We start from the raw sequence: 17,992 nt of genomic DNA, 5'->3' as shown, positions 1-17,992 counted from the left end.
TCCTCCCTGGGACACGAATGGGCGAGATCCGTGGGGATCCCGGCCGGTGGTGTGTCTCATCACCATATCGAGCCAGGCATAGTGGCGTTCCCAACTGGTCATCAGTCCCGTGGACGTGCTGGCGACGAAACTTCCGGATTCGCTTCAGCTTCCGACTTAGCGAAGTGCAAGCGTCGGTCGACACCTTGACTCCCATGCCTCGGAGGTGTTCGGCGACTGGGGATTTCCCGCTATAGCCACCCGCGGCCGGGAAGGGTCAAGAGTGGTCTCGGCACGAGTCCCGCACCGAGCAAGGACCCGGCCGGATACCGCGGTGAAACGTGGATTGCAAGATTATTAGTGCGACGAAGTATCACGGTTCGTGAACATTCGTATCGTGGATGAAGTCCGACGCCACCGTGTGCGCGATGTCTCGCACCCGCGGCCCAGGCTCAGTGGGCTGGCAAATTGCAGGTCAGACGGCGATCGTAGGGCCAAGGTGACGGCTAGGCGTCAATCGGCATGCTTTTGGTGCGTCCAAACACTGAGAACGCCCTTAATTCTGTACAGTCAGTGCGTCCGACGTACTCGGCGCCCCGTTCTCCCTTGTGGAGCCGTGGCTCTTGGGGAATTATTCAGAAAGGGGTCACTTCCCCATTTGTCGTTGCTCGCAACGTCCGAATGTATCCATGCTGCTCATGCGGCGATGGCGCCCAGTCCCCGCGCTTCCTCCTTGAAGGTGCTCGTCATAGGGGACGAACGCTCGACGATCGAACTGAGTATCGCCGCCAACGCGCCTGAGCCCGAAGGATTTTCGTGAGCAGATTCACCGAGACGATGTTCGCCAATGCGACTACCAGTCGCAACGGCATGACGACCGGGGATCCCGACACACCGGTCAGGCATGCCTGGTCCGAGGTCCACGAACGTTCACGATGCATAGCGGGCGGCTTGGCCGCCGCGGGCATCGGACACGGCGACGCCGTAGCGGTGCTCGCCGGCGCTCCCGTTGAGATCGCCCCCACCGCGCAAGGAATCTGGATGCGTGGCGCCAGTCTGACGATGCTGCATCAGCCCACGCCGCGCACCGACCTGATGCGCTGGGCCAAGGAGACCACCGAGATCATCGGCATGATCGAGGCGAAGGCGGTCGTCGTCTCTGATCCCTTCATGCCGGCCGCGCCGGTGTTGGCCGAGCACGGGATTGAAGTGCTCACAGTCGAGCAACTGTTGGCCCATGAGCCGATCGACCCACTGGACACCCAAGATGACGATCTGGCGCTGATGCAGCTAACTTCCGGATCGACCGGAATGCCCAAGGCGGTGTGTATCACGCACGCCAACATCGTCGCCAACGCCGAGGCAATGTTCGTCGGCGCGAACTTCCACCCAGACACCGACGTGATCGTGAGTTGGCTGCCCTGCTTCCACGACATGGGCATGACGGGCTTCCTGACCGTGCCGATGTACTTCGGGGCAGAACTCGTCAAGGTCACGCCGATGGACTTCCTGCACGACATCCTGCTGTGGGCCAAGTTGATCGACAAGTACAAGGGCACGATGACGGCCGCGCCGAACTTCGCCTACACCCTGTTGGCCAAGCGACTGCGAAGGCAGGCCACCGCTGGCCAGTTCGACCTCTCGTCGCTGCGATGGGCGTTGTCGGGGGCCGAACAGGTCGACCCGGCCGACGTGGAGGATCTCTGCGAGGCAGGGGCGCCGTTCGGGCTGAGGCGGGAGGCGATCGTGCCTGCGTACGGCATGGCCGAGACGACAGTGGCGGTCTCGTTTACCAAGTGCGGCGCCGGCATGGTCGTCGACGAGGTCGACGCCGACCTGCTGGCGGTACTGCACCGTGCCGTGCCCGCCACGAAGGGCAACATCCGTCGCCTCGTTTCCCTGGGCCAGCCGATCGACGGGCTGGAAGCACGCATCGTCGACGAGGACAGCAGCGTGCTGCCAGCCCGCGCCGTCGGCGTCATCCAGGTTCGTGGCAAACCGGTCACCAAGGGCTACATCACGATGGCCGGCTTCATCGCCGCCCAGGACGACATGGGCTGGTACGACACCGGCGACATGGGATACCTCACCGAGACCGACGACATCGTCGTGTGCGGCAGGCTCAAGGACGTCATCATCATGGCCGGGAAGAACATCTACCCGACCGACATAGAGCGCGCCGCCACCCGTGTGTCGGGTGTCCGCCCGGGGTGCTCCGTCGCGGTCCGTCTCGACGCCGGTATGTCACGCGAAACATTCGCCGTCGCAGTCGAATCCAATGACCACGCCGACGCCGAGCAGGTGCGCCGGATCGAGCGCCAGGTGGCCCACGAGGTCTTCGCCAGCGTCGCAGTCCGGCCCCGCAACGTCGTGGTGCTCCAGCCGGGCGTGATCCCGAAGACGCCGTCGGGGAAGTTGCGGCGCGCGCACGCGCTGTCGCTCGTCAACTGACCGGAAGCGACCTACCGGGCACCCGTCAAGGCGTCGAACTCCGTCGGCCTCGGGCTCGGCTGAGGTCCTTGGGCGCAGGCGTCGGGACGGCCCGCTGCCCGCCGTCGGCCCTGGCCGCGTCGACGATCTCGGCGGCCGTCCGGAAGAGTGGCGTGGCCTGGTGGGCGGCGCTCAGAGGCAGGCCCGCGGCGATCCGCAACAGCAGGCCAGCGAGGGTGCCCGGCGTCAGGCTCGGAATGACCAGCAGGTTAGCGCTGGCATCACGGCCGGTGACGGCCATCAGATGCTGATGCTTGTTCTGCCAGTGGCGTGAATTCAGATCCGGCAGGTTCTCCGACAACGACCAGTTCACCGAGATGTCGACGACTTCGCCGAGCCGCCCGTGCAGAACGGCGACGAGTTCGGGCAGTTCCCTGGCCAGTCGGTTGCTGTGCGGCCACCAGGCGCCATCGACCCGACGACCGAGCTCACCGCAGAGGGTGAGGCGGACCGGGCTCGCCGTTCGTCGCGACGCCGCGTTGGTCACGCCGTGGCCGTCGTGGCCACGGATGTCGAGGTCGACGCGGAGTGATTGCGGGCCATCAAGCGAATCCTTCGCGATTGAAAAGCCGTTGCGCGAAGCGGAACGGCAGTCGGATCGGATCTACGTTGATGTCACTCGCGCGAGGTTTCCCGCACGACTCATCGTTGACCACGAAGCGGCTCACCCCAGAGCCTACGCACGAGGTGCCGACGCCGCGGCCTCTCGCCATTCTGCAGATCGCGTGCGGTGCCGTCCGAGGCGGCGAGTCACCACCCTTGCCCCGCCATCGCAGGCATACATCCGGTCACTACCCTTGACCCGTGTCCGATCTGGTACTGGTGCATGTCGAAGACCGCGTCGCTCTCATCACGCTCAACGATCCCGATCGCCGTAACGCGGTGACCGCCGAGATCTCCACCGCACTGCGCGCCGCCGTGGAGGCGGCCGAGGACGATCCCGACGTCCACGCCGTGATCGTGACCGGCGCGGGCAAGGCGTTCTGCGCGGGCGCCAACCTCACGGCACTGGGTGCGGCAACCGAGGACGGCCTTCGGGTGATCTACGACGGCTTCCTCGCCGTGGCGGATTGCTCGCTTCCGACCATCGCCGCCGTGAACGGTCCCGCGGTCGGCGCCGGGCTGAACCTGGCGCTCGCAGCTGACGTTCGCATCGCCGGACCCGCCGCCCTGTTCGATCCGCGCTTTCAGAAACTCGGCATCCACCCCGGCGGCGGTGCGACGTGGATGCTGCAGCGCGCAGTCGGCCCGCAGGTAGCACGGGCCTCGCTGTTGTTCGGCATGCGTTTCGACGCCGCCGCCGCGGTCGACCACGGCCTGGCACTGCAGGTCGCCGACGATCCGGTCGCCGCGGCCCGCGAGCTGGCAGCCGGTCCCGCGTCGGCTCCCCGCAGTGTCGTTCTCGCGACCAAGGCGTCCATGCGGGCGACCGCCAACCCTGGCACCGTCGACGTCGACCAGCACCGCATCGCGGTCGACGTCGAGATCGGCCCCCAGGCGGTATCCATCGAGTCGCCGGAGTTCGCCGAGCGGTTGGCCGCCGCGCAGCGCAGGTGATTGGCGATTCGTCAGAGGTCGAGCAGCGCCAGGTCAGGAGCCTCGATCAAGTCGCGTAGCTCGCCAAGGAATTCGGCGGCTTGGGCGCCATCGGCGACTCGGTGATCGAAGGCGCACGTCAAGGTCATCGTGGGACGCGCAACGACGTCGCCGCCAACGACGACGGGCCGCGGTTTGAGGGAACCCATGCCCAGGATCGCCGCCTCCGGATGGTTGATCACGGGCACGCCATCGTCGAGACCCAGCGCACCGAAGTTGGACACCGTGAACGTCGAGCCCTGAAGTTCCGAGGGTTTGAGGCCGCCGCTGCGCGCGTCGGCGATCAACCGGCCGACCTCGTCGGCAAGCGCGCGCGTCGTCTTGGCGTGGGCGTCCTTCACCACGGGTACGAGCAGGCCACGCGGAGCGGCGACGCCGAATCCGAGGTGAACCGCCGAGTGGAGGTGGATGCGGGGCCCGTCGACCGTGTCCAACCACGTCGCATTGAGCGCGCCGTGGTGTCGCAGGGCGATCGTCAGGAGACGCAGCACGAGCACGAACGGCGTGATCGTCTCCACGCCGCCGGTGCGGAGCCGGTCGCGCAGCTCAACGAGCCGGGTGCAGTCGACCTGGACGGACGCATGCGCGTCCGGAATCTCGCGCCTGGACAACGCCATTCGACGCGCCATGTCCAGCCGGACGCCCGTGATCGCGACGTCGTCTCCAGTCATCGTGGCCTCGGGCGCGGCCGGGCCTGCCGCCGCGAGCACGTCGGCTCTGGTGACGACGCCATCGGGACCCGAACCCGGCGCCACCGCAGCGATGTCGACGTCGAGTTCGGCGGCCAGCTTGCGCACGGGCGGTTTGGCGCGGGCGCGTCGCCGCGAACTGTCCATCGTGTCGTCGGCGCCATATCCCACGAGCACCGGCCGACGAGCGGGCGTGTCCGACGTCGCGATCCGCACCAATACCGTTCCCACGCGCAGCGTCTCACCGTTGCGACCGCCAAGCTGGGTGATGCGTCCCGCGTACGGACTGGGCAACTCGACCTGGGCCTTGTTGGTCTCCACCGTGCAGAGCAGCTGATTGAGGGCGACGTCATCACCGACGGAGACGTACCACTCGGTGATGGTGGCGTCCTCCAGGCCCTCGCCAAGGTCGGGCAGCAGGAAGTCCTGAACGGTTGCCTCGCTCATGGCTGGCTCATCGCCTTCTCGACGCAGTCCAGTAGTCGGTCGACACCCGGAAGCCAGAGCTTCTCGAGCCGAGCGGGCGGGTAGGGAGTGTCAAACCCCGTGGCGCGCAACACCGGTGCCTCGAGGTCGTAAAAGCACTCCTCGGAGATCCGCGCAGCGAGTTCGGCGCCGAAGCCCAATGTCCTGGCCCCCTCGTGCATCACGACGGCGCGCCCCGTCTTGCATACCGAGGCCGCGATGGTGTCGAAGTCCAACGGGTTGAGCGAGCGCAGATCGATGACCTCCAGCGAAGCGGGGCATGTCTCGGCGGCGTTCAGCGCGGTCGCCACCAGCGGGCCGTAAGTGATGACAGTGACGTCATCGCCCATCCTGCGCACTGCCGCGCGCCCAATGGGATCGGCTGGGTTGGTGGTGTCGACGAACTCCCGGGTCCAGTAACGCCGCTTGGGTTCGAGGAAGACGACGGGGTCGCGTTCGGCGATCGAGTACCGCAGGAGCCAGTACGCGTCGGTTGGGGTCGAGGGCACCACGACCTTGAGGCCCGCGGTATGCAACCAGTACGACTCGGTCGACTCCGAATGGTGTTCGACGGCACCGATTCCACCGAACGATGGGATGCGCACGGTCACGGGCATGTCGACGTCGCCACGGGTCCGCATCCTGTACTTGGCCAGATGGCTCACGATCTGGTCGAACGCCGGGGCGGCGAATCCGTCGAACTGAATCTCGGGCACGGGTACGAAGCCGCGGATGGCCATGCCGATCGCGATGCCGATGATCGCCGACTCGGCCAGCGGGGTGTCGAAGCACCGGGCGTCGCCGAACGTGTCGGCCAATCCCTCGGTCACCCGGAACACGCCCCCGAGCTGGGCCACGTCCTCGCCGAAGACGAGGACTCGGTCGTCGGCGGCCATCGCGTCGTGCAGGGCGCGGTTGATCGCTTGGGCCATGGTCGAAGTCGCGGGGACCGGCAGGGCTGGGAGCGACGGTTCCGGCGCGTCGTCGTCGAAGCCGAAGGGTCGCTCTATCAGTTGCGTCATCTCAGGCCTCCCTCGCCAATTCGTCGATCAGCTGGTCGCGTTGGTGCACCAAATCGGGCGGGATGCGGTGATAGACCGTGTCGAAGACTTCGGTGACGTCGATGTCGGGTTCGTTGATGACGGCATCGCGCAACTCGGCTCGCAGTCGTTGCGCACGATGGGCGACGCGCTCCTCGAGCCGGTCGGTAAACACTCCGAGCCGCACGAGGTAGGCGCGATAGCGCGAGATGGGATCCCTTGTCCGCCATGCTTCGACCTCGTCCTCGGACCGATAGCGCTTCGGATCGTCCGACGTCGTGTGCGGACCCATGCGGTACGTCACCGCCTCGATGAACGTGGGTCCTCCGCCACCCCTGGCCCGCGCTGCCGCCTCGGCCATCACCGCGTAGCAGGCCAGCACGTCGTTGCCGTCGACCCGAATGCCGGGCATGCCGTAGCCGATGGCGCGGTGGGCGAGCGTCGGACCGGCGTGCTGCCGTTGCACCGGCACCGAGATGGCCCACTGGTTGTTCTGCACGAAGAACACGCAGGGCGCGGCGAACACCGCAGCCAGATTCAGTGCCTCGTGCGCGTCGCCCTCCGACGTCGCGCCGTCGCCCATGAATGCCACGGTGACCGAATCGTCGCCGAGTCGCTGAGCGGCCATCGCCGCACCGACTGCGTGCAGGCCGTGGGTGCCGATGGGGATCGCGATCGGGGCGCAGCACTTCTTGGTGAACTCCAGCCCCCCGTGCCACCGGCCCCGCCACACGGCGCCGAGCTGAGCGGGCGCGATACCGCGCACCAGGAACGCTCCGAGTTCGCGGTACTGCGGGAACAGCCAGTCGGTCTTGCGCAGGCATGCGGCAGCGCCAACCTGCGCCGCCTCCTGACCCCGGCACGACGCGAAGAGCGCGAGTTCGCCCTGCCGTTGCAGGTTGACGAACTCGGTGTCGAGCTCGCGGGTCACGACCATCGACTCGTAGAGCCAGGCCAAGGTTTCGGGCGGGCGGTCTCTTCGGTATCGGGCTCCTGGGCCCTCACTGGTCGGCGTCCCGTCCGGGGCGACCAGCTGTATCGGCTCCATCTCGACGATGTCGGGCGTCGGGGATGCCTGAACGTAACCGGCCATACCGCCTCCTAGGGTCACTGGCGGCGGGTCGCGCCGTCAGGCGACTGAGGTGCTCAGCACGGAGGCGGTCAGAGCAGACCTCTGATGGGAGGCTTGTCCGTCAGCCGCCGGGGTGTGGCGCCAACGTGACGATGCGCTCTGCTCGCCGTAGCACTGGGGCATCCACCATTATGCCCTCGAACTGGAAGGCGCCGCGCTGATCGCGCGCCGTGTCGAGTACGCGCCGCGCCCAGTCGACCTGCGCGTCGGCCGGTTCGTAGCCGGCCCTGATCACTGCGACCTGGGTCGGATGGATGGCGACCTTGGCGTCGAACCCCACGGCCACCGCGTCGTCGGTCTCGGCACGCAGGCCGTCGAGATCCTTGATGTCCAGGTACACCGAGTCCAACGCCAGCCGGCCATAGGCCTTGGCAGCAAGGAGGCTCTGCGAACGAACGTGTTTGGCTACGTCGCGATAGCTTCCATCGGCATGCCGGTTCGCAGTGCCCCCCAGGACGGCGAAGAGGTCCTCGGCCCCCCACATCACGGCCACCGCGTTGTCGACGCGCGCTAGATCGGCGACCGACAGCGCAGCGAGGGGCGTTTCGATCAGCACCACGACATCCAGCGGCGCCAGGGAACGCACCTGATCCGGCGTCTCGGTCTTGGCGAGCATCACCGTGGTGTACTCGGTGTGTGCCAGGACTTCGACGTCGAACGCATGGTCGGGCGTGCCGACGGGATTGACCCGCACCACCGTCCGGCCCGGGTCGAGCCGCGTGTCCAACAGCGCAGCCCGAGCGGACTCCCTGTCCCTGGCCGCCACGCCGTCCTCGAGGTCCAGGATCACCACGTCGGCGGCCGCAGCGGCCTTCGCGAACCGCTCGGGGCGATCCGCGGGGCAGAACAACCACCCGGGTCCGTTCTGGGTCAGAGCCATCAGGAAGACGCTCCATCTTCTTCGGGGCATGGACGCTTGCGCACCATGGTCTTTCGCGACGCGGTCGCCACGACGTCGCCGTGCTGATTGCGTCCGGTGTGCGCGAACGTGACGATGCCCTCCCCCGGACGGCTCTTCGACTCGCGCTTGTCGGTCACCTCGGTCTCGGCGTAGAGGGTATCGCCGTGAAACAGCGGCTTGGGGAACGCGACGTCGCTGAAACCCAGATTGCCCACGATGGTGCCCTGGGTCAACTGCGCCACCGATAGTCCGACCAAGGTGGACAGCGTGAACATCGAGTTCACCAACCGTTGGTGAAACGGTGGCAGCGCATCCGAGAACGCGGCATCCAGATGCAGGGCCTGGGTGTTCATCGTCAGGGTGGTGAAGAAGACGTTGTCGGCCTCGGTGATGGTGCGGCCGGGCCGGTGCTGATAGAGCACTCCCGGTACGAACTCCTCGAACCACAGGCCACGCTGGACTATGACCTTCTTGGAGACCACGTCTTCTCCAGTCACAGTCCCGCCTGCCGTGCGATCAGCATCAGCTGCACTTCCGTTGTGCCCTCGCCGATCTCGAGGATCTTGCTGTCCCGGAAGTGTCTTGCGACGGGATACTCATTCATGAAGCCGTAGCCACCGAAGACCTGGGTGGCGTCGCGGGCGTTGTCCATCGCCGCCTCGCTGGCGACGAGCTTCGCGATCGAGGCTTCCTTCTTGAAGGGCTTGCCCGCAAGCATCAGTGCCGCCGCGTCGTAGTAGGCGGTGCGGGCGACGTGCGCGCGGGCGTCCATTCGGGCGATCTTGAACGCAATCGCCTGATAGGTCCCGATGGCCGCGCCGAACGCCTCGCGTTCCTTGGCGTACTTGACGCATTCGTCGACGCAGCCCTGCGCGACGCCGACCGAGAGCGCCGCGATGGCGATACGCCCCTCGTCGAGGATCCGGAGGAAGTTGGCGTAGCCCCGCCCTTGCTCGCCGAGGAGGTTCTCCTGCGGCACCCGCACGTCGTCGAAGCTCAGCGGGTGCGTGTCCGACGCGTTCCAACCGACCTTGTCGTACGCGGGTTCGGCGGTGAAACCTTCCGTCGGGACCGGGACCAGGATCGACGAGATCTGCTTCTTGCCCAGTCCACTTCCCGAGTCGCTTCGCTCCTGCCCTCGGGAACCGGCGCCCCCGGTCACCGCCGTGACCGTGACCAGCTTCGTGATGTCGGTGCCCGAGTTGGTGATGAACTGCTTTGAGCCATTGATGACCCACGTTGACCCATCCAATCGGGCGGTGGTCTTGGTGGCACCAGCATCGGTGCCACCGCCCGCCTCGGTGAGTCCGAACGCGCCAAGCGCCTTACCGCTCGCGAGCAACGGCAGCCACTCCTGCTTCTGCGCGTCGTTGCCGAAGCGGTACACCGGCATCGCGCCCAGTGACACCCCGGCCTCCAGCGTGATGGCCACGCTCTGGTCGACCTTGCCCAGTTCCTCCAGCGCCAGGCACAGGGCGAAGTAGTCGCCACCCATGCCGCCGTACTCCTCCGGGAACGGCAGACCGAACAACCCCATGTCGGCCATTCCCGACACGACCTCGTAGGGGAACGAGTGCTCGGCGTCGTGTTTCGCGGAGACGGGCGCGACGACGCTGCGGGCAAAGTCGCGGACAGTCTTGGCCAACTGTTCGTAGTGATCCGGCAGCGTGCCGGTGGACAGAAAGTCGCTCATGGCTGGGTCTCCTCGGACGTAGGGGCGTGGGCGGTGATGCGGGCCAGCGGCTGACCCACCTTGACCTGGTCGCCGATGGCGACGAGTAGTTCGACGACGCCGTCGACGGGCGCGGTCAGAGCATGTTCCATCTTCATCGCCTCGACGGTGACGACGACGGTGCCTGCTGCCGCCGTCCCCCCATCTTCTATGCCGACGGCGACCACCGAACCCGGCATCGGACTGACGAGTTCGGCGTCACCGCCGAGTTCGTCGTCGGGCCGGACGGCCGCTTCGGGAGCCTCGTCGATGGCCAACGTGCGGCCGGCACCAGCCAGCCAGATGCGCCCATTCGATGCGGCCGCGACGTACTCGGTGCGCAGGCCGTCGTAGGTCACGGTCAGTGTGCGACAGTCGAGGCTCGCGACCAGGGAACGGGGCTCGCCGTCCTCGATGCGTGCCACCGCGGACTCCGGTCTGCCGACGAGGTGGACGTGGTCGGTGCGCTCGCCCGCACGCAGCCGAAGGCTCGACGGAGCGTGTTCCCCTACACGCCAACCAGATGGGTTGTCCCACAGGCCATCGGAGCTTTCGCGCCACCCGATGAGCCAGCGGTAGGCGGCGGCGGCGACCAGTTCGGCATCACCCGCGTTGGGGGCCACGTAGTCAGGGGTCCGACGGTCCAGCAGCCCGGTGTCGAGCCGACCAGCGGCCACGTCCGCGTCGGAGAGCAGGAACCGCAGGAAGCCCACGTTCGTCGTCACGCCGAGGACTGCGGTGTCGGCCAGGGCCCGGTCGAGGGCACGCAGAGCCGACGGCCGGTCGTCGGCGTGGGTGATGACCTTGGCCAGCATCGGGTCGTAGTCGCTGCCGACGACGGTCCCCGGGCGGATGCCCGAATCGACCCTGGCTCGTCGTGATTCGACCACGTCGAGCACGTCACCGCCGGTCGGCAGGAAGCCGTGCGCAGGGTCCTCGGCGTAGATGCGGGCTTCGATGGCGTGGCCGCGCATGACGACGTCGTCCTGTGCCAGCGACAGCTTCTCCCCCGCGGCGATGCGGACCTGGAGTTCGACGAGATCGACGCCGGTGACCATCTCCGTGACGGGGTGTTCCACCTGCAGGCGGGTATTCATCTCCATGAAGAAGAATTCGTCGGGACGGTCCGCGGACACGATGAACTCGACCGTGCCCGCGCCGGAGTAGTCGACGCTGCGCGCGGTGTCGCAGGCGGCCGCGCCGATGCGCGCGCGGGTCGCGGCGTCGAGCAGTGGCGACGGCGCCTCTTCGATGACCTTCTGATGCCGCCGTTGCAGACTGCACTCGCGTTCCCCGAAGTGCACGACGCCACCGTGGCCGTCCGCGACGATCTGAACCTCGATGTGCCTGGGGCTCAACACGTAACGCTCCAGGAAGAGCGTGTCGTCACCGAACGCGGCAGCCGCTTCACGCCGAGCGGAGACGAGGGCCGCCGGCAACTCCGATGCCTGGTTTACCACCCGCATGCCCTTTCCTCCACCACCGGCGGACGGCTTCACCAGCACCGGGAAGCCGACCTCGCCGGCGCCTCCGATCAGATCGGCGTCCGTCAGACCGGGTCGGGAGATGCCGGGAACGACGGGCACGCCGAACGCCGACACCGTGGCCTTGGCGGTGATCTTGTCGCCCATGGTCCGGATCGCCGCCGCGGGCGGGCCGATGAACGTGATTCCGGCCGCGTCGAGCGCTGTAGCGAATCCGGCGTTCTCGGAGAGGAATCCGTAGCCGGGATGCACGGCCTGCGCGCCGGTGCGCAGGGCCGCGTCGACGACGGCGTCGATGTTCAGGTAGCTCTGCCGGGCAGGCGCGGGACCGATCCGCACGGCGGTGTCGGCTTCGGCGACGTGGCGGGCGCCGGCGTCCGCGTCGCTGAAGACCGCGACGGATCGGATGCCCATGGCACGCAGGGTGCGGATCACCCGCACGGCGATCTCGCCGCGGTTGGCGATGAGGACGGTGCCGAACAACCCGTCGCTTCGCTCGCCCTGATTATCGAAACTCACGGTCACATCCTGAAGACGCCGTAGGACACCGGCTCCAGCGGAGCCTGTGCGACGACCGAGAGGGCAAGACCAACAACGGTTCTGGTATCAGCGGGGTCGATCACTCCGTCATCCCACAGCCGTGCCGTTGAGTAGTACGGATTGCCCTGCCGCTCGTACTGCTCGCGGATCGACGCCTTGAACGCGTCTTCCTCCTCCGGTGACATGTCGCCACGGACCGTCGCCAACACCGAGGCCGCCTGCTCGCCGCCCATCACGGAAATCCGCGCATTGGGCCACATCCACAGGAAGCGGGGCGAATACGCACGCCCGCACATCGAGTAGTTGCCTGCGCCGTAGGACCCGCCGATCACGACGGTCAGCTTCGGCACTCGCGCACAGGCAACGGCGGTCACCATCTTGGCGCCGTGCTTGGCGATGCCCCCGGCTTCGTAGTCTCGACCGACCATGAAGCCGGCGATGTTCTGAAGGAAGAGCAACGGTGTCGAGCGCTTGTCACACAGTTCGATGAAATGCGCTCCCTTCACGGCAGATTCGCCGAACAGCACGCCGTTGTTGGCGACGATCCCTACGGGGTGCCCGTGGATTCGGGCGAAGCCCGTCACCAGGGTGGTGCCGTATTCCGCCTTGAACTCGGCGAAGTCACCACCTTGGGCAAGCGAAGCGCCGGGGGAAGGCCCGTCGACGATCCGCGTGATGACCTCGTGCACGTCGTAGGCCACCCTCGAGTCGGTAGGCACCACGTCGTACAGCTCGCTCTGGTCGGCGATCGCATCGACCGTCGGCCGCACGTCCCAGGGGGTTGCGGATCGCGGGCCCAACGTCGCGACGATCCGCCGCACGATCCGCAGCGCATCGCGATCGTCGTGCGCGAGATGGTCGGTCACCCCGGAGACCCTCGAATGCAGGTCGCCACCACCCAGCTCCTCAGCAGTCACCACCTCACCGGTGGCGGCCTTCACCAACGGCGGGCCGCCCAGAAAGATCGTGCCCTGGTTCCGCACGATGACGGCTTCGTCGCTCATGGCGGGCACGTACGCGCCGCCCGCGGTGCACGACCCGAGGACCGCCGCTATCTGCGGGATGCCCTGCGCGCTGAGGTTGGCCTGGTTGAAGAAGATCCGGCCGAAGTGGTCACGATCGGGAAACACCTCGTCCTGCCGGGGCAGGAAGGCCCCGCCAGAGTCGACGAGGTACAGGCACGGCAGCCGGTTCTGCGCCGCAACCTCCTGTGCGCGTAGATGTTTCTTCACAGTGATCGGGTAGTACGTCCCGCCCTTGACCGTCGTGTCATTGGCCACGATCATGCATTCGCGACCCGACACTCTGCCGATGCCGGCGATCATCCCCGCACCGGGGCACTCGTCGTCGTACATTCCGTCGGCCGCCAGTGGGGCCAACTCGAGGAACGGGCTGCCCGGATCGAGCAGCCCGTCGACGCGGTCGCGCGGCAAGAGCTTTCCTCGACTGACGTGTCGTTCCCGCGCCCGCGGCGAACCGCCGAGCGCTGCCGTGGCCAGCTTCTCGCGCAGTTGCGCCACCAGCGCCAGGTGTTGCTCGCGATGCGATACGAGCGTTGCCATGCCCACCCGTTCCAATTGAGTTAATGATGACTAACTGATGCTATGTTAGTGAGCATTAACCGAAATGTCTACCAGCGGGAGGAGGCCTGGATATGCCAGTCCCGACCACGTCGCCGGCCACGACGGAGACGCGCCGCAGCAAGGCCAAGTCCGACCGCCGCACGCAATTGATCGCGGCCGCCGAACGACTGATCGCCGAGCACGGCTTCCTCGCCGTCCGACTCGAGGACATCGGCGCCGCCGCCGGGGTGACGGGGCCCGCGATCTACCGCCACTTCCCCAACAAGGAAGCACTTCTCGTCGAACTCCTCGTGGGCATCAGCACCCGACTGCTCGCGGGAGCCGCCGACGTCGTCGCCAACACAGAGACTCCCGCGGTGGCACTCGACGACCTGATCGACTTCCACCTCGACTTCGTCTTCTCCGAACCCGATCTCATCCGCATTCAGGACCGTGACCTCGCACATCTGCCGGTTGCCGCCAAGCGTCAGGTCCGCCGGGCGCAACGACAGTACGTCGAGATCTGGGTCGGCGTGCTCCGCAGACTGTCGAACGAACTCGGCGAGAACGACGCGAGACTGATGGCGCACGCCACGTTCGGACTGCTCAACTCCACCCCGCACAGCGTCAAGCCGGGGACGGTGTCGGAGTCCTCGCGGGCCGTGTTGAGGGCGATGACCGTCGCGGCCCTCGTCTCAGCCCGCCCCGTCTAGTACCAGACGCGCCGTCCGCCGACGGCGTGGCCTGCGGCTCCGAGCAACCAGAACACCGCGCCGATGACGAGCGCGACGACGCCTATGTAGGTCAAAATCGGGACTCCGAAGACAAGTCCCAGGATAAGAAGAATTACTCCCAGGGCGATCATGTCGACTCCTACTCGATTACTTGCTGGGCTGCGGGACGTTGACGTTGCAGTTCGCCACCTTCGGGTTTGCACCCGCGTAGTTCAGCGGCCCCGCGACCACCGTCAAGGCAATGGTTCCTGCTGTTGCACAATTGGTTTCAGCAGTCTTGAAATAGTCCCGCTGGTACGCGGCGAAGACTCCGATCAGCAACCAGACGAGCACGATCGTGCCTATGATTCCGCTACCTCGCATGCTGGACCTCCATGTCCCTAGTCCGCCACGACGGCGTTGGCACTGCTTACCCGACGGACAATTGCGATAAACCCGCCAGCGAAGATCCGCCGTCACGCGGAAGCGGGCACGGTGCCCCCGTCCGCTGCGCAGGTACCCTGCAGACATGAGGTGGACATGACGGATCCATCACGCCGCGACGGGTGGGGCCAAGAGCACCCCGGTACCTATAACTACCCCGCCTACCCCGGCGCGACGTACGGCCAGCAATCGCCGTACCAACCGACCTACCAGGCACCCGATGGGCCCAAACCCACCGAACAGTTGCCTGCGTACTCCCCGTATGGCTGGGACCCCCATTCGGGGGCTCAGTACGGAGCGCCCAACCCGCCCGGCGGGACGCCTCCCGAGCCGCCGAAACCCGGCGGCCCCAATCCGCGGCGCTGGCTCTGGCTCCTCGCGGCGACGGCGCTGCTTATCGTCCTCGGATTGGTCATCGGCCTCGTCATCGTCAACAGTTCGCAGCAGGACACCGTCGTGGCACCCCCGCAGACTCCGATCGAACCGACCGCGACCAAACCGTCGACCAGCACACGCGCGCCGACCACCACGCGGACGTCGACTCCCGCGCCCACGACGTCCACCACCGCTCTGCCGCCGGATCAAACCGACCCGAGCCGCACCCACACGGTCGTCTACTCGGTCGCGGGCGAGGGCCGCGCGATAAGCATCCTGTACCTCGACAGTGGCGGCGTCCTGCAGACCGAGTTCAACGTCCTGCTGCCGTGGAACAAGGAAGTTCAGCTCACCGGAGCGGCCAACAGCTCGGCGAGCGTCAGCATCGTCAACGTCGGTCGCCCGATCACCTGCTCCATCACGATCGACGGCGCCGAGACACAGCAGAACACCGGCACCGGCCTGACGTTGTGCACGTCGCTGGGGACGCGCTAGCTCGAGCGGCTCGGCACGCGCACCCCGACGATGGCCACCAGTCCCATCACCAGCACGGTGACCAGGCCTGCCAGGCCCGCACGGTCGCTGCCGAACACGTCGATGTAGGTGAAGAACAACAGCGGCGCGAGGAACGACACGGCCCGGCCGGTGGTCGTGTATAGACCGAACGCCACGCCCTCCTTGCCTTCGGTCGACATCCGCAGCATCATCGTCCGCGCCGAGGACTGGGTAGGCCCGATGAAGAGGCACAACAGCAGCCCGCAGATCCAGAAGGCCACGGCGCCCGAGAGATTCAGCAGGACGACTCCCACGACGACCATCGCGCTCAGTGAGCCGACGATGACGGGCTTGGAGCCGATGCGGTCGTCGAGAAGACCGCCGACGACCGCACCCACCGCGGCGATCACGCATGCGCAGACGCCGAACAGCAACACGTCGGCCGACGACACCCCGTACACCGTCACGCCAACGACGGCGCCGAACGAGAACACGCCCGTGAGCCCATCGCGGAAGACCGCACTGGCCAGCAGGTAGTACACGACGTGATGGTCGCGACGCCATTCCCCCTTCACCTCGACCCAGAGCGCGCGATAGGCGCCGAGGATGCCAACGGCAGGCGGGCGTTCTTCCGTGTCGAGGGTTCGGGCCGAGATGAGAAGCGGGAGCGCGAACAAGGTGAACCACGCAGCCGTCAGAAGCATCGCGGCTCGGACGTTCTGGCCGTCGTCATGGGCAATCGACAACACCCCGCGGGTATCGCCGTCACCGGCGATGAAGCCCAGATACACGATGACCAACAGCCCGACACTGCCGAAGTAACCTGCCGCTGAACCGAATCCGGAGATCCGCCCGGACGTCTCGGCCGTGGAGAGCTGCCGCAGCATGGCGTTGTATGGAACCGTGGCCAGATCACTGAAGGCCGCGGTGCACGCAAGCAGCACCAAGCCAGGCCACAGGTAGTGGTAGTCGGCGCGAATGAGGCTCATCGCGGACGTCAACGCCACCACTACTCCGGTCAGGACGGCCAACACGGTGCGGCGGCGGTGCGGCGCGTCGACGAGAACCCCCGTCGCCGGGGCCAGCAGCGCGACGAACACGCCCGCGATGGTCAGCACCCGGCCGAGCCAGCTCGCGGGCGTCGTCGGCCCCGGCAGTCCCGCCCCGACCTGTTGGGTGAGGTAGACCGAGTAGACGAACGTGACGACGATCGCGTTCACGCCCGTGGCGCCGCAGTCCCACAACGCCCACGCGACGACCCGGGACCTCGCCGCGGTTCGAGGAACCGTCACGGGGCTGGTCATGAACGCACTCTATTGGTCCCTACGATTGTGCCCATGGCCGTACCCGCTCCCAGTCCCGACGCACGCGCCGTCGTCACCGGCGCCTCGCAGAACATCGGTGAGGCATTGGCCACCGAACTCGCTGCCCGCGGGCACCACCTCATCATCACCGCCCGCCGGGGAGACGTACTCACCTCGCTGGCGGATCGCTTGACCCAACGCTACGGCGTCACCGTCGAGGTGCGCCCCGTAGACCTGGTCGACCCCACGCAACGCGCCGAGTTCTGCTCCGAGCTCGCGCAGCGCAACGTCTCCATCCTCTGCGCCAACGCGGGAACGGCCACATTCGGCGCCGTGGTCGACCTCGACGTCGACGGCGAGAAGACTCAGGTTCAGCTCAACGTCCTCGGCGTGCACGACCTCGTGCTCGCGGTGCTGCCGGGAATGGTGAAGCGCCGCGCGGGCGGGATCCTCGTCTCGGGGTCCGTGGCTGGCAACTCGCCCATCCCCAACAACGCGACCTACGCCGCGTCCAAGGCGTTCGTGAACACCTTCAGCGAGTCGCTGCGTGGCGAGGTGAAGCCACACGGAATCCACGTCACCGTGCTGGCGCCGGGACCGGTGCGCACCGAGCTGCCCAATCCGGACGAGCAGTCCCTCGTCGAGAAGCTGATTCCGGACTTCCTGTGGATCTCGACCGAACACACCGCGAAGCTGTCGCTGGATGGGTTGGAGCGCAACAAGATGCGCGTCGTTCCGGGGGTGACGTCCAAGGCGATGTCGGTGGCGAGCGGTTACGCGCCGCGGTCCATCGTGACGCCCATCGTCGGCGCGGTCTACAAGAAGCTCGGTGGCGAGTAGACCTCCCAGCTCGCCGAAATAGCATTCCCTGTCGTTGAGCGCGGGGCTCAACGACAGGGAATGCTATTTCGGCGTAGAGACCGCTAGCGGCGGCGTCGCGTGCTGGTGCCGAACACGCTGCGGGTGATCTCACGGCCCGCCACGGTGGCCGCAGACCGGATGAAGCTCTTGAACGCCGAGCTCTTCAGCACCTCTTCGACCACACCCGGCCCCTCGGGTTCCGGCATCGAGA

17 protein-coding genes are annotated in these 17,992 nt (G+C 66.9%); 5 read left to right on the top strand and 12 right to left on the bottom strand.

From position 1 onward, the window contains the following. The first annotated feature begins 795 nt into the window (after window positions 1-795). A complete protein-coding gene (locus QOI01_RS33295) occupies window positions 796-2,430 on the top strand; it encodes a fatty acyl-AMP ligase (RefSeq protein ID WP_526388034.1) in 1,635 nt (544 codons plus the stop codon). 25 nt (window positions 2,431-2,455) lie between these two features. Here the strand turns inward: QOI01_RS33295 and QOI01_RS33290 are convergent, their stop codons facing one another. Next, on the bottom strand, window positions 2,456-2,956 hold the full coding sequence (locus tag QOI01_RS33290; RefSeq protein WP_526388032.1) for a DUF5994 family protein: 501 nt from the start codon (window positions 2,954-2,956) through the stop codon (window positions 2,456-2,458). A 317-nt stretch (window positions 2,957-3,273) separates the two neighbouring features. Here QOI01_RS33290 and QOI01_RS33285 point away from each other — a divergent pair, with 317 nt between their 5' ends. Further along, window positions 3,274-4,026: an enoyl-CoA hydratase gene (locus QOI01_RS33285; protein ID WP_526388030.1), complete on the top strand. Its 753-nt coding sequence runs from the start codon at window positions 3,274-3,276 to the stop codon at window positions 4,024-4,026. An 11-nt stretch (window positions 4,027-4,037) separates the two neighbouring features. Here QOI01_RS33285 and QOI01_RS33280 read toward each other — a convergent pair whose 3' ends face one another. The 8 genes from QOI01_RS33280 to QOI01_RS33245 form a co-directional block, all read right to left on the bottom strand. Then, complete coding sequence (locus QOI01_RS33280; protein ID WP_526388028.1) at window positions 4,038-5,201, bottom strand: 2-oxo acid dehydrogenase subunit E2; 1,164 nt, start codon at window positions 5,199-5,201, stop codon at window positions 4,038-4,040. Beyond that, the gene (locus QOI01_RS33275) at window positions 5,198-6,241 is read right to left on the bottom strand and encodes an alpha-ketoacid dehydrogenase subunit beta (protein ID WP_526388026.1); all 1,044 of its coding nucleotides are present in this window, start codon (window positions 6,239-6,241) and stop codon (window positions 5,198-5,200) included. The genes QOI01_RS33280 and QOI01_RS33275 overlap by 4 nt, the downstream gene beginning before the upstream one ends. 1 nt (window position 6,242) lies before the next feature. Continuing rightward, window positions 6,243-7,352 carry a pyruvate dehydrogenase (acetyl-transferring) E1 component subunit alpha gene (gene pdhA / locus QOI01_RS33270; protein ID WP_526388024.1) on the bottom strand — a complete coding sequence of 370 codons (1,110 nt, stop codon included), beginning with the start codon at window positions 7,350-7,352 and terminating at the stop codon, window positions 6,243-6,245. 100 nt (window positions 7,353-7,452) lie between these two features. Beyond that, the gene (locus QOI01_RS33265; RefSeq protein ID WP_526388022.1) at window positions 7,453-8,271 is read right to left on the bottom strand and encodes an HpcH/HpaI aldolase/citrate lyase family protein; all 819 of its coding nucleotides are present in this window, start codon (window positions 8,269-8,271) and stop codon (window positions 7,453-7,455) included. Continuing rightward, entirely contained in the window at window positions 8,271-8,789 is a 519-nt protein-coding gene (locus QOI01_RS33260) for a MaoC family dehydratase (protein WP_526388020.1), read from the bottom strand. Before QOI01_RS33260 ends, QOI01_RS33265 begins: the two co-directional genes overlap by 1 nt. Then, window positions 8,786-9,985: an acyl-CoA dehydrogenase family protein gene (locus QOI01_RS33255; protein WP_526388018.1), complete on the bottom strand. Its 1,200-nt coding sequence runs from the start codon at window positions 9,983-9,985 to the stop codon at window positions 8,786-8,788. Before QOI01_RS33255 ends, QOI01_RS33260 begins: the two co-directional genes overlap by 4 nt. Next, window positions 9,982-12,006, bottom strand: coding sequence for an acetyl/propionyl/methylcrotonyl-CoA carboxylase subunit alpha (locus QOI01_RS33250; protein WP_526388016.1), 2,025 nt, complete (start codon window positions 12,004-12,006; stop codon window positions 9,982-9,984). The genes QOI01_RS33255 and QOI01_RS33250 overlap by 4 nt, the downstream gene beginning before the upstream one ends. Before the next feature lie 2 nt (window positions 12,007-12,008). Next, a complete protein-coding gene (locus QOI01_RS33245) occupies window positions 12,009-13,589 on the bottom strand; it encodes a carboxyl transferase domain-containing protein (protein WP_526388014.1) in 1,581 nt (526 codons plus the stop codon). A gap of 92 nt (window positions 13,590-13,681) precedes the next feature. Here QOI01_RS33245 and QOI01_RS33240 point away from each other — a divergent pair, with 92 nt between their 5' ends. After that, window positions 13,682-14,302 carry an SACE_7040 family transcriptional regulator gene (locus tag QOI01_RS33240; protein WP_526388012.1) on the top strand — a complete coding sequence of 207 codons (621 nt, stop codon included), beginning with the start codon at window positions 13,682-13,684 and terminating at the stop codon, window positions 14,300-14,302. On the opposite strand, the gene QOI01_RS33235 is transcribed toward QOI01_RS33240, so the two are convergent. Continuing rightward, on the bottom strand, window positions 14,299-14,454 hold the full coding sequence (locus tag QOI01_RS33235) for a DUF6131 family protein (RefSeq protein ID WP_526388010.1): 156 nt from the start codon (window positions 14,452-14,454) through the stop codon (window positions 14,299-14,301). The two genes, QOI01_RS33240 and QOI01_RS33235, sit on opposite strands and share 4 nt — an antisense overlap. Before the next feature lie 16 nt (window positions 14,455-14,470). Beyond that, window positions 14,471-14,686 carry a hypothetical protein gene (locus QOI01_RS33230; RefSeq protein ID WP_526388009.1) on the bottom strand — a complete coding sequence of 72 codons (216 nt, stop codon included), beginning with the start codon at window positions 14,684-14,686 and terminating at the stop codon, window positions 14,471-14,473. Window positions 14,687-14,842: 156 nt separating this feature from the next. Here QOI01_RS33230 and QOI01_RS33225 point away from each other — a divergent pair, with 156 nt between their 5' ends. Then, window positions 14,843-15,616 (top strand): MmpS family transport accessory protein, encoded by a 774-nt coding sequence (locus QOI01_RS33225; protein WP_526388007.1) that lies wholly within the window; start codon window positions 14,843-14,845, stop codon window positions 15,614-15,616. On the opposite strand, the gene QOI01_RS33220 is transcribed toward QOI01_RS33225, so the two are convergent. Beyond that, window positions 15,613-16,920, bottom strand: a complete 1,308-nt coding sequence (locus QOI01_RS33220) for an MFS transporter (protein ID WP_526388005.1) — start codon at window positions 16,918-16,920, stop codon at window positions 15,613-15,615. The genes QOI01_RS33225 and QOI01_RS33220 overlap by 4 nt on opposite strands. A 33-nt stretch (window positions 16,921-16,953) precedes the next feature. On the opposite strand from QOI01_RS33220, the gene cmrA reads away from it, so the two are divergent. Then, window positions 16,954-17,760 carry a mycolate reductase gene (gene cmrA, locus QOI01_RS33215; protein WP_526388003.1) on the top strand — a complete coding sequence of 269 codons (807 nt, stop codon included), beginning with the start codon at window positions 16,954-16,956 and terminating at the stop codon, window positions 17,758-17,760. Window positions 17,761-17,992: the final 232 nt, after the last annotated feature.

Origin of the sequence: Mycobacterium sp., from assembly GCF_032162605.1 — a bacterium.
Classification (GTDB): domain Bacteria; phylum Actinomycetota; class Actinomycetes; order Mycobacteriales; family Mycobacteriaceae; genus Mycobacterium.
The sequence above is the reverse complement of the archived record's forward strand: the minus strand, read 5'-3'. Positions and strand labels throughout refer to the sequence as shown.

Bases quoted from the DNA above. Each gene is read 5' to 3' on its own strand.
- QOI01_RS33280 (WP_526388028.1), bottom strand. From the start codon at position 5,201: ATGAGCGAGGCAACCGTTCAGGACTTCCTGCTGCCCGACCTTGGCGAG.
- QOI01_RS33275 (WP_526388026.1), bottom strand. From the start codon at position 6,241: ATGACGCAACTGATAGAGCGACCCTTCGGCTTCGACGACGACGCGCCG.
- pdhA (WP_526388024.1), bottom strand. From the start codon at position 7,352: ATGGCCGGTTACGTTCAGGCATCCCCGACGCCCGACATCGTCGAGATG.
- QOI01_RS33265 (WP_526388022.1), bottom strand. From the start codon at position 8,271: ATGGCTCTGACCCAGAACGGACCCGGGTGGTTGTTCTGCCCCGCGGAT.
- QOI01_RS33255 (WP_526388018.1), bottom strand. From the start codon at position 9,985: ATGAGCGACTTTCTGTCCACCGGCACGCTGCCGGATCACTACGAACAG.
- QOI01_RS33245 (WP_526388014.1), bottom strand. From the start codon at position 13,589: ATGGCAACGCTCGTATCGCATCGCGAGCAACACCTGGCGCTGGTGGCG.
- QOI01_RS33240 (WP_526388012.1), top strand. From the start codon at position 13,682: ATGCCAGTCCCGACCACGTCGCCGGCCACGACGGAGACGCGCCGCAGC.
- QOI01_RS33235 (WP_526388010.1), bottom strand. From the start codon at position 14,454: ATGATCGCCCTGGGAGTAATTCTTCTTATCCTGGGACTTGTCTTCGGA.
- QOI01_RS33230 (WP_526388009.1), bottom strand. From the start codon at position 14,686: ATGCGAGGTAGCGGAATCATAGGCACGATCGTGCTCGTCTGGTTGCTG.
- QOI01_RS33225 (WP_526388007.1), top strand. From the start codon at position 14,843: ATGACGGATCCATCACGCCGCGACGGGTGGGGCCAAGAGCACCCCGGT.
- QOI01_RS33220 (WP_526388005.1), bottom strand. From the start codon at position 16,920: ATGACCAGCCCCGTGACGGTTCCTCGAACCGCGGCGAGGTCCCGGGTC.
- cmrA (WP_526388003.1), top strand. From the start codon at position 16,954: ATGGCCGTACCCGCTCCCAGTCCCGACGCACGCGCCGTCGTCACCGGC.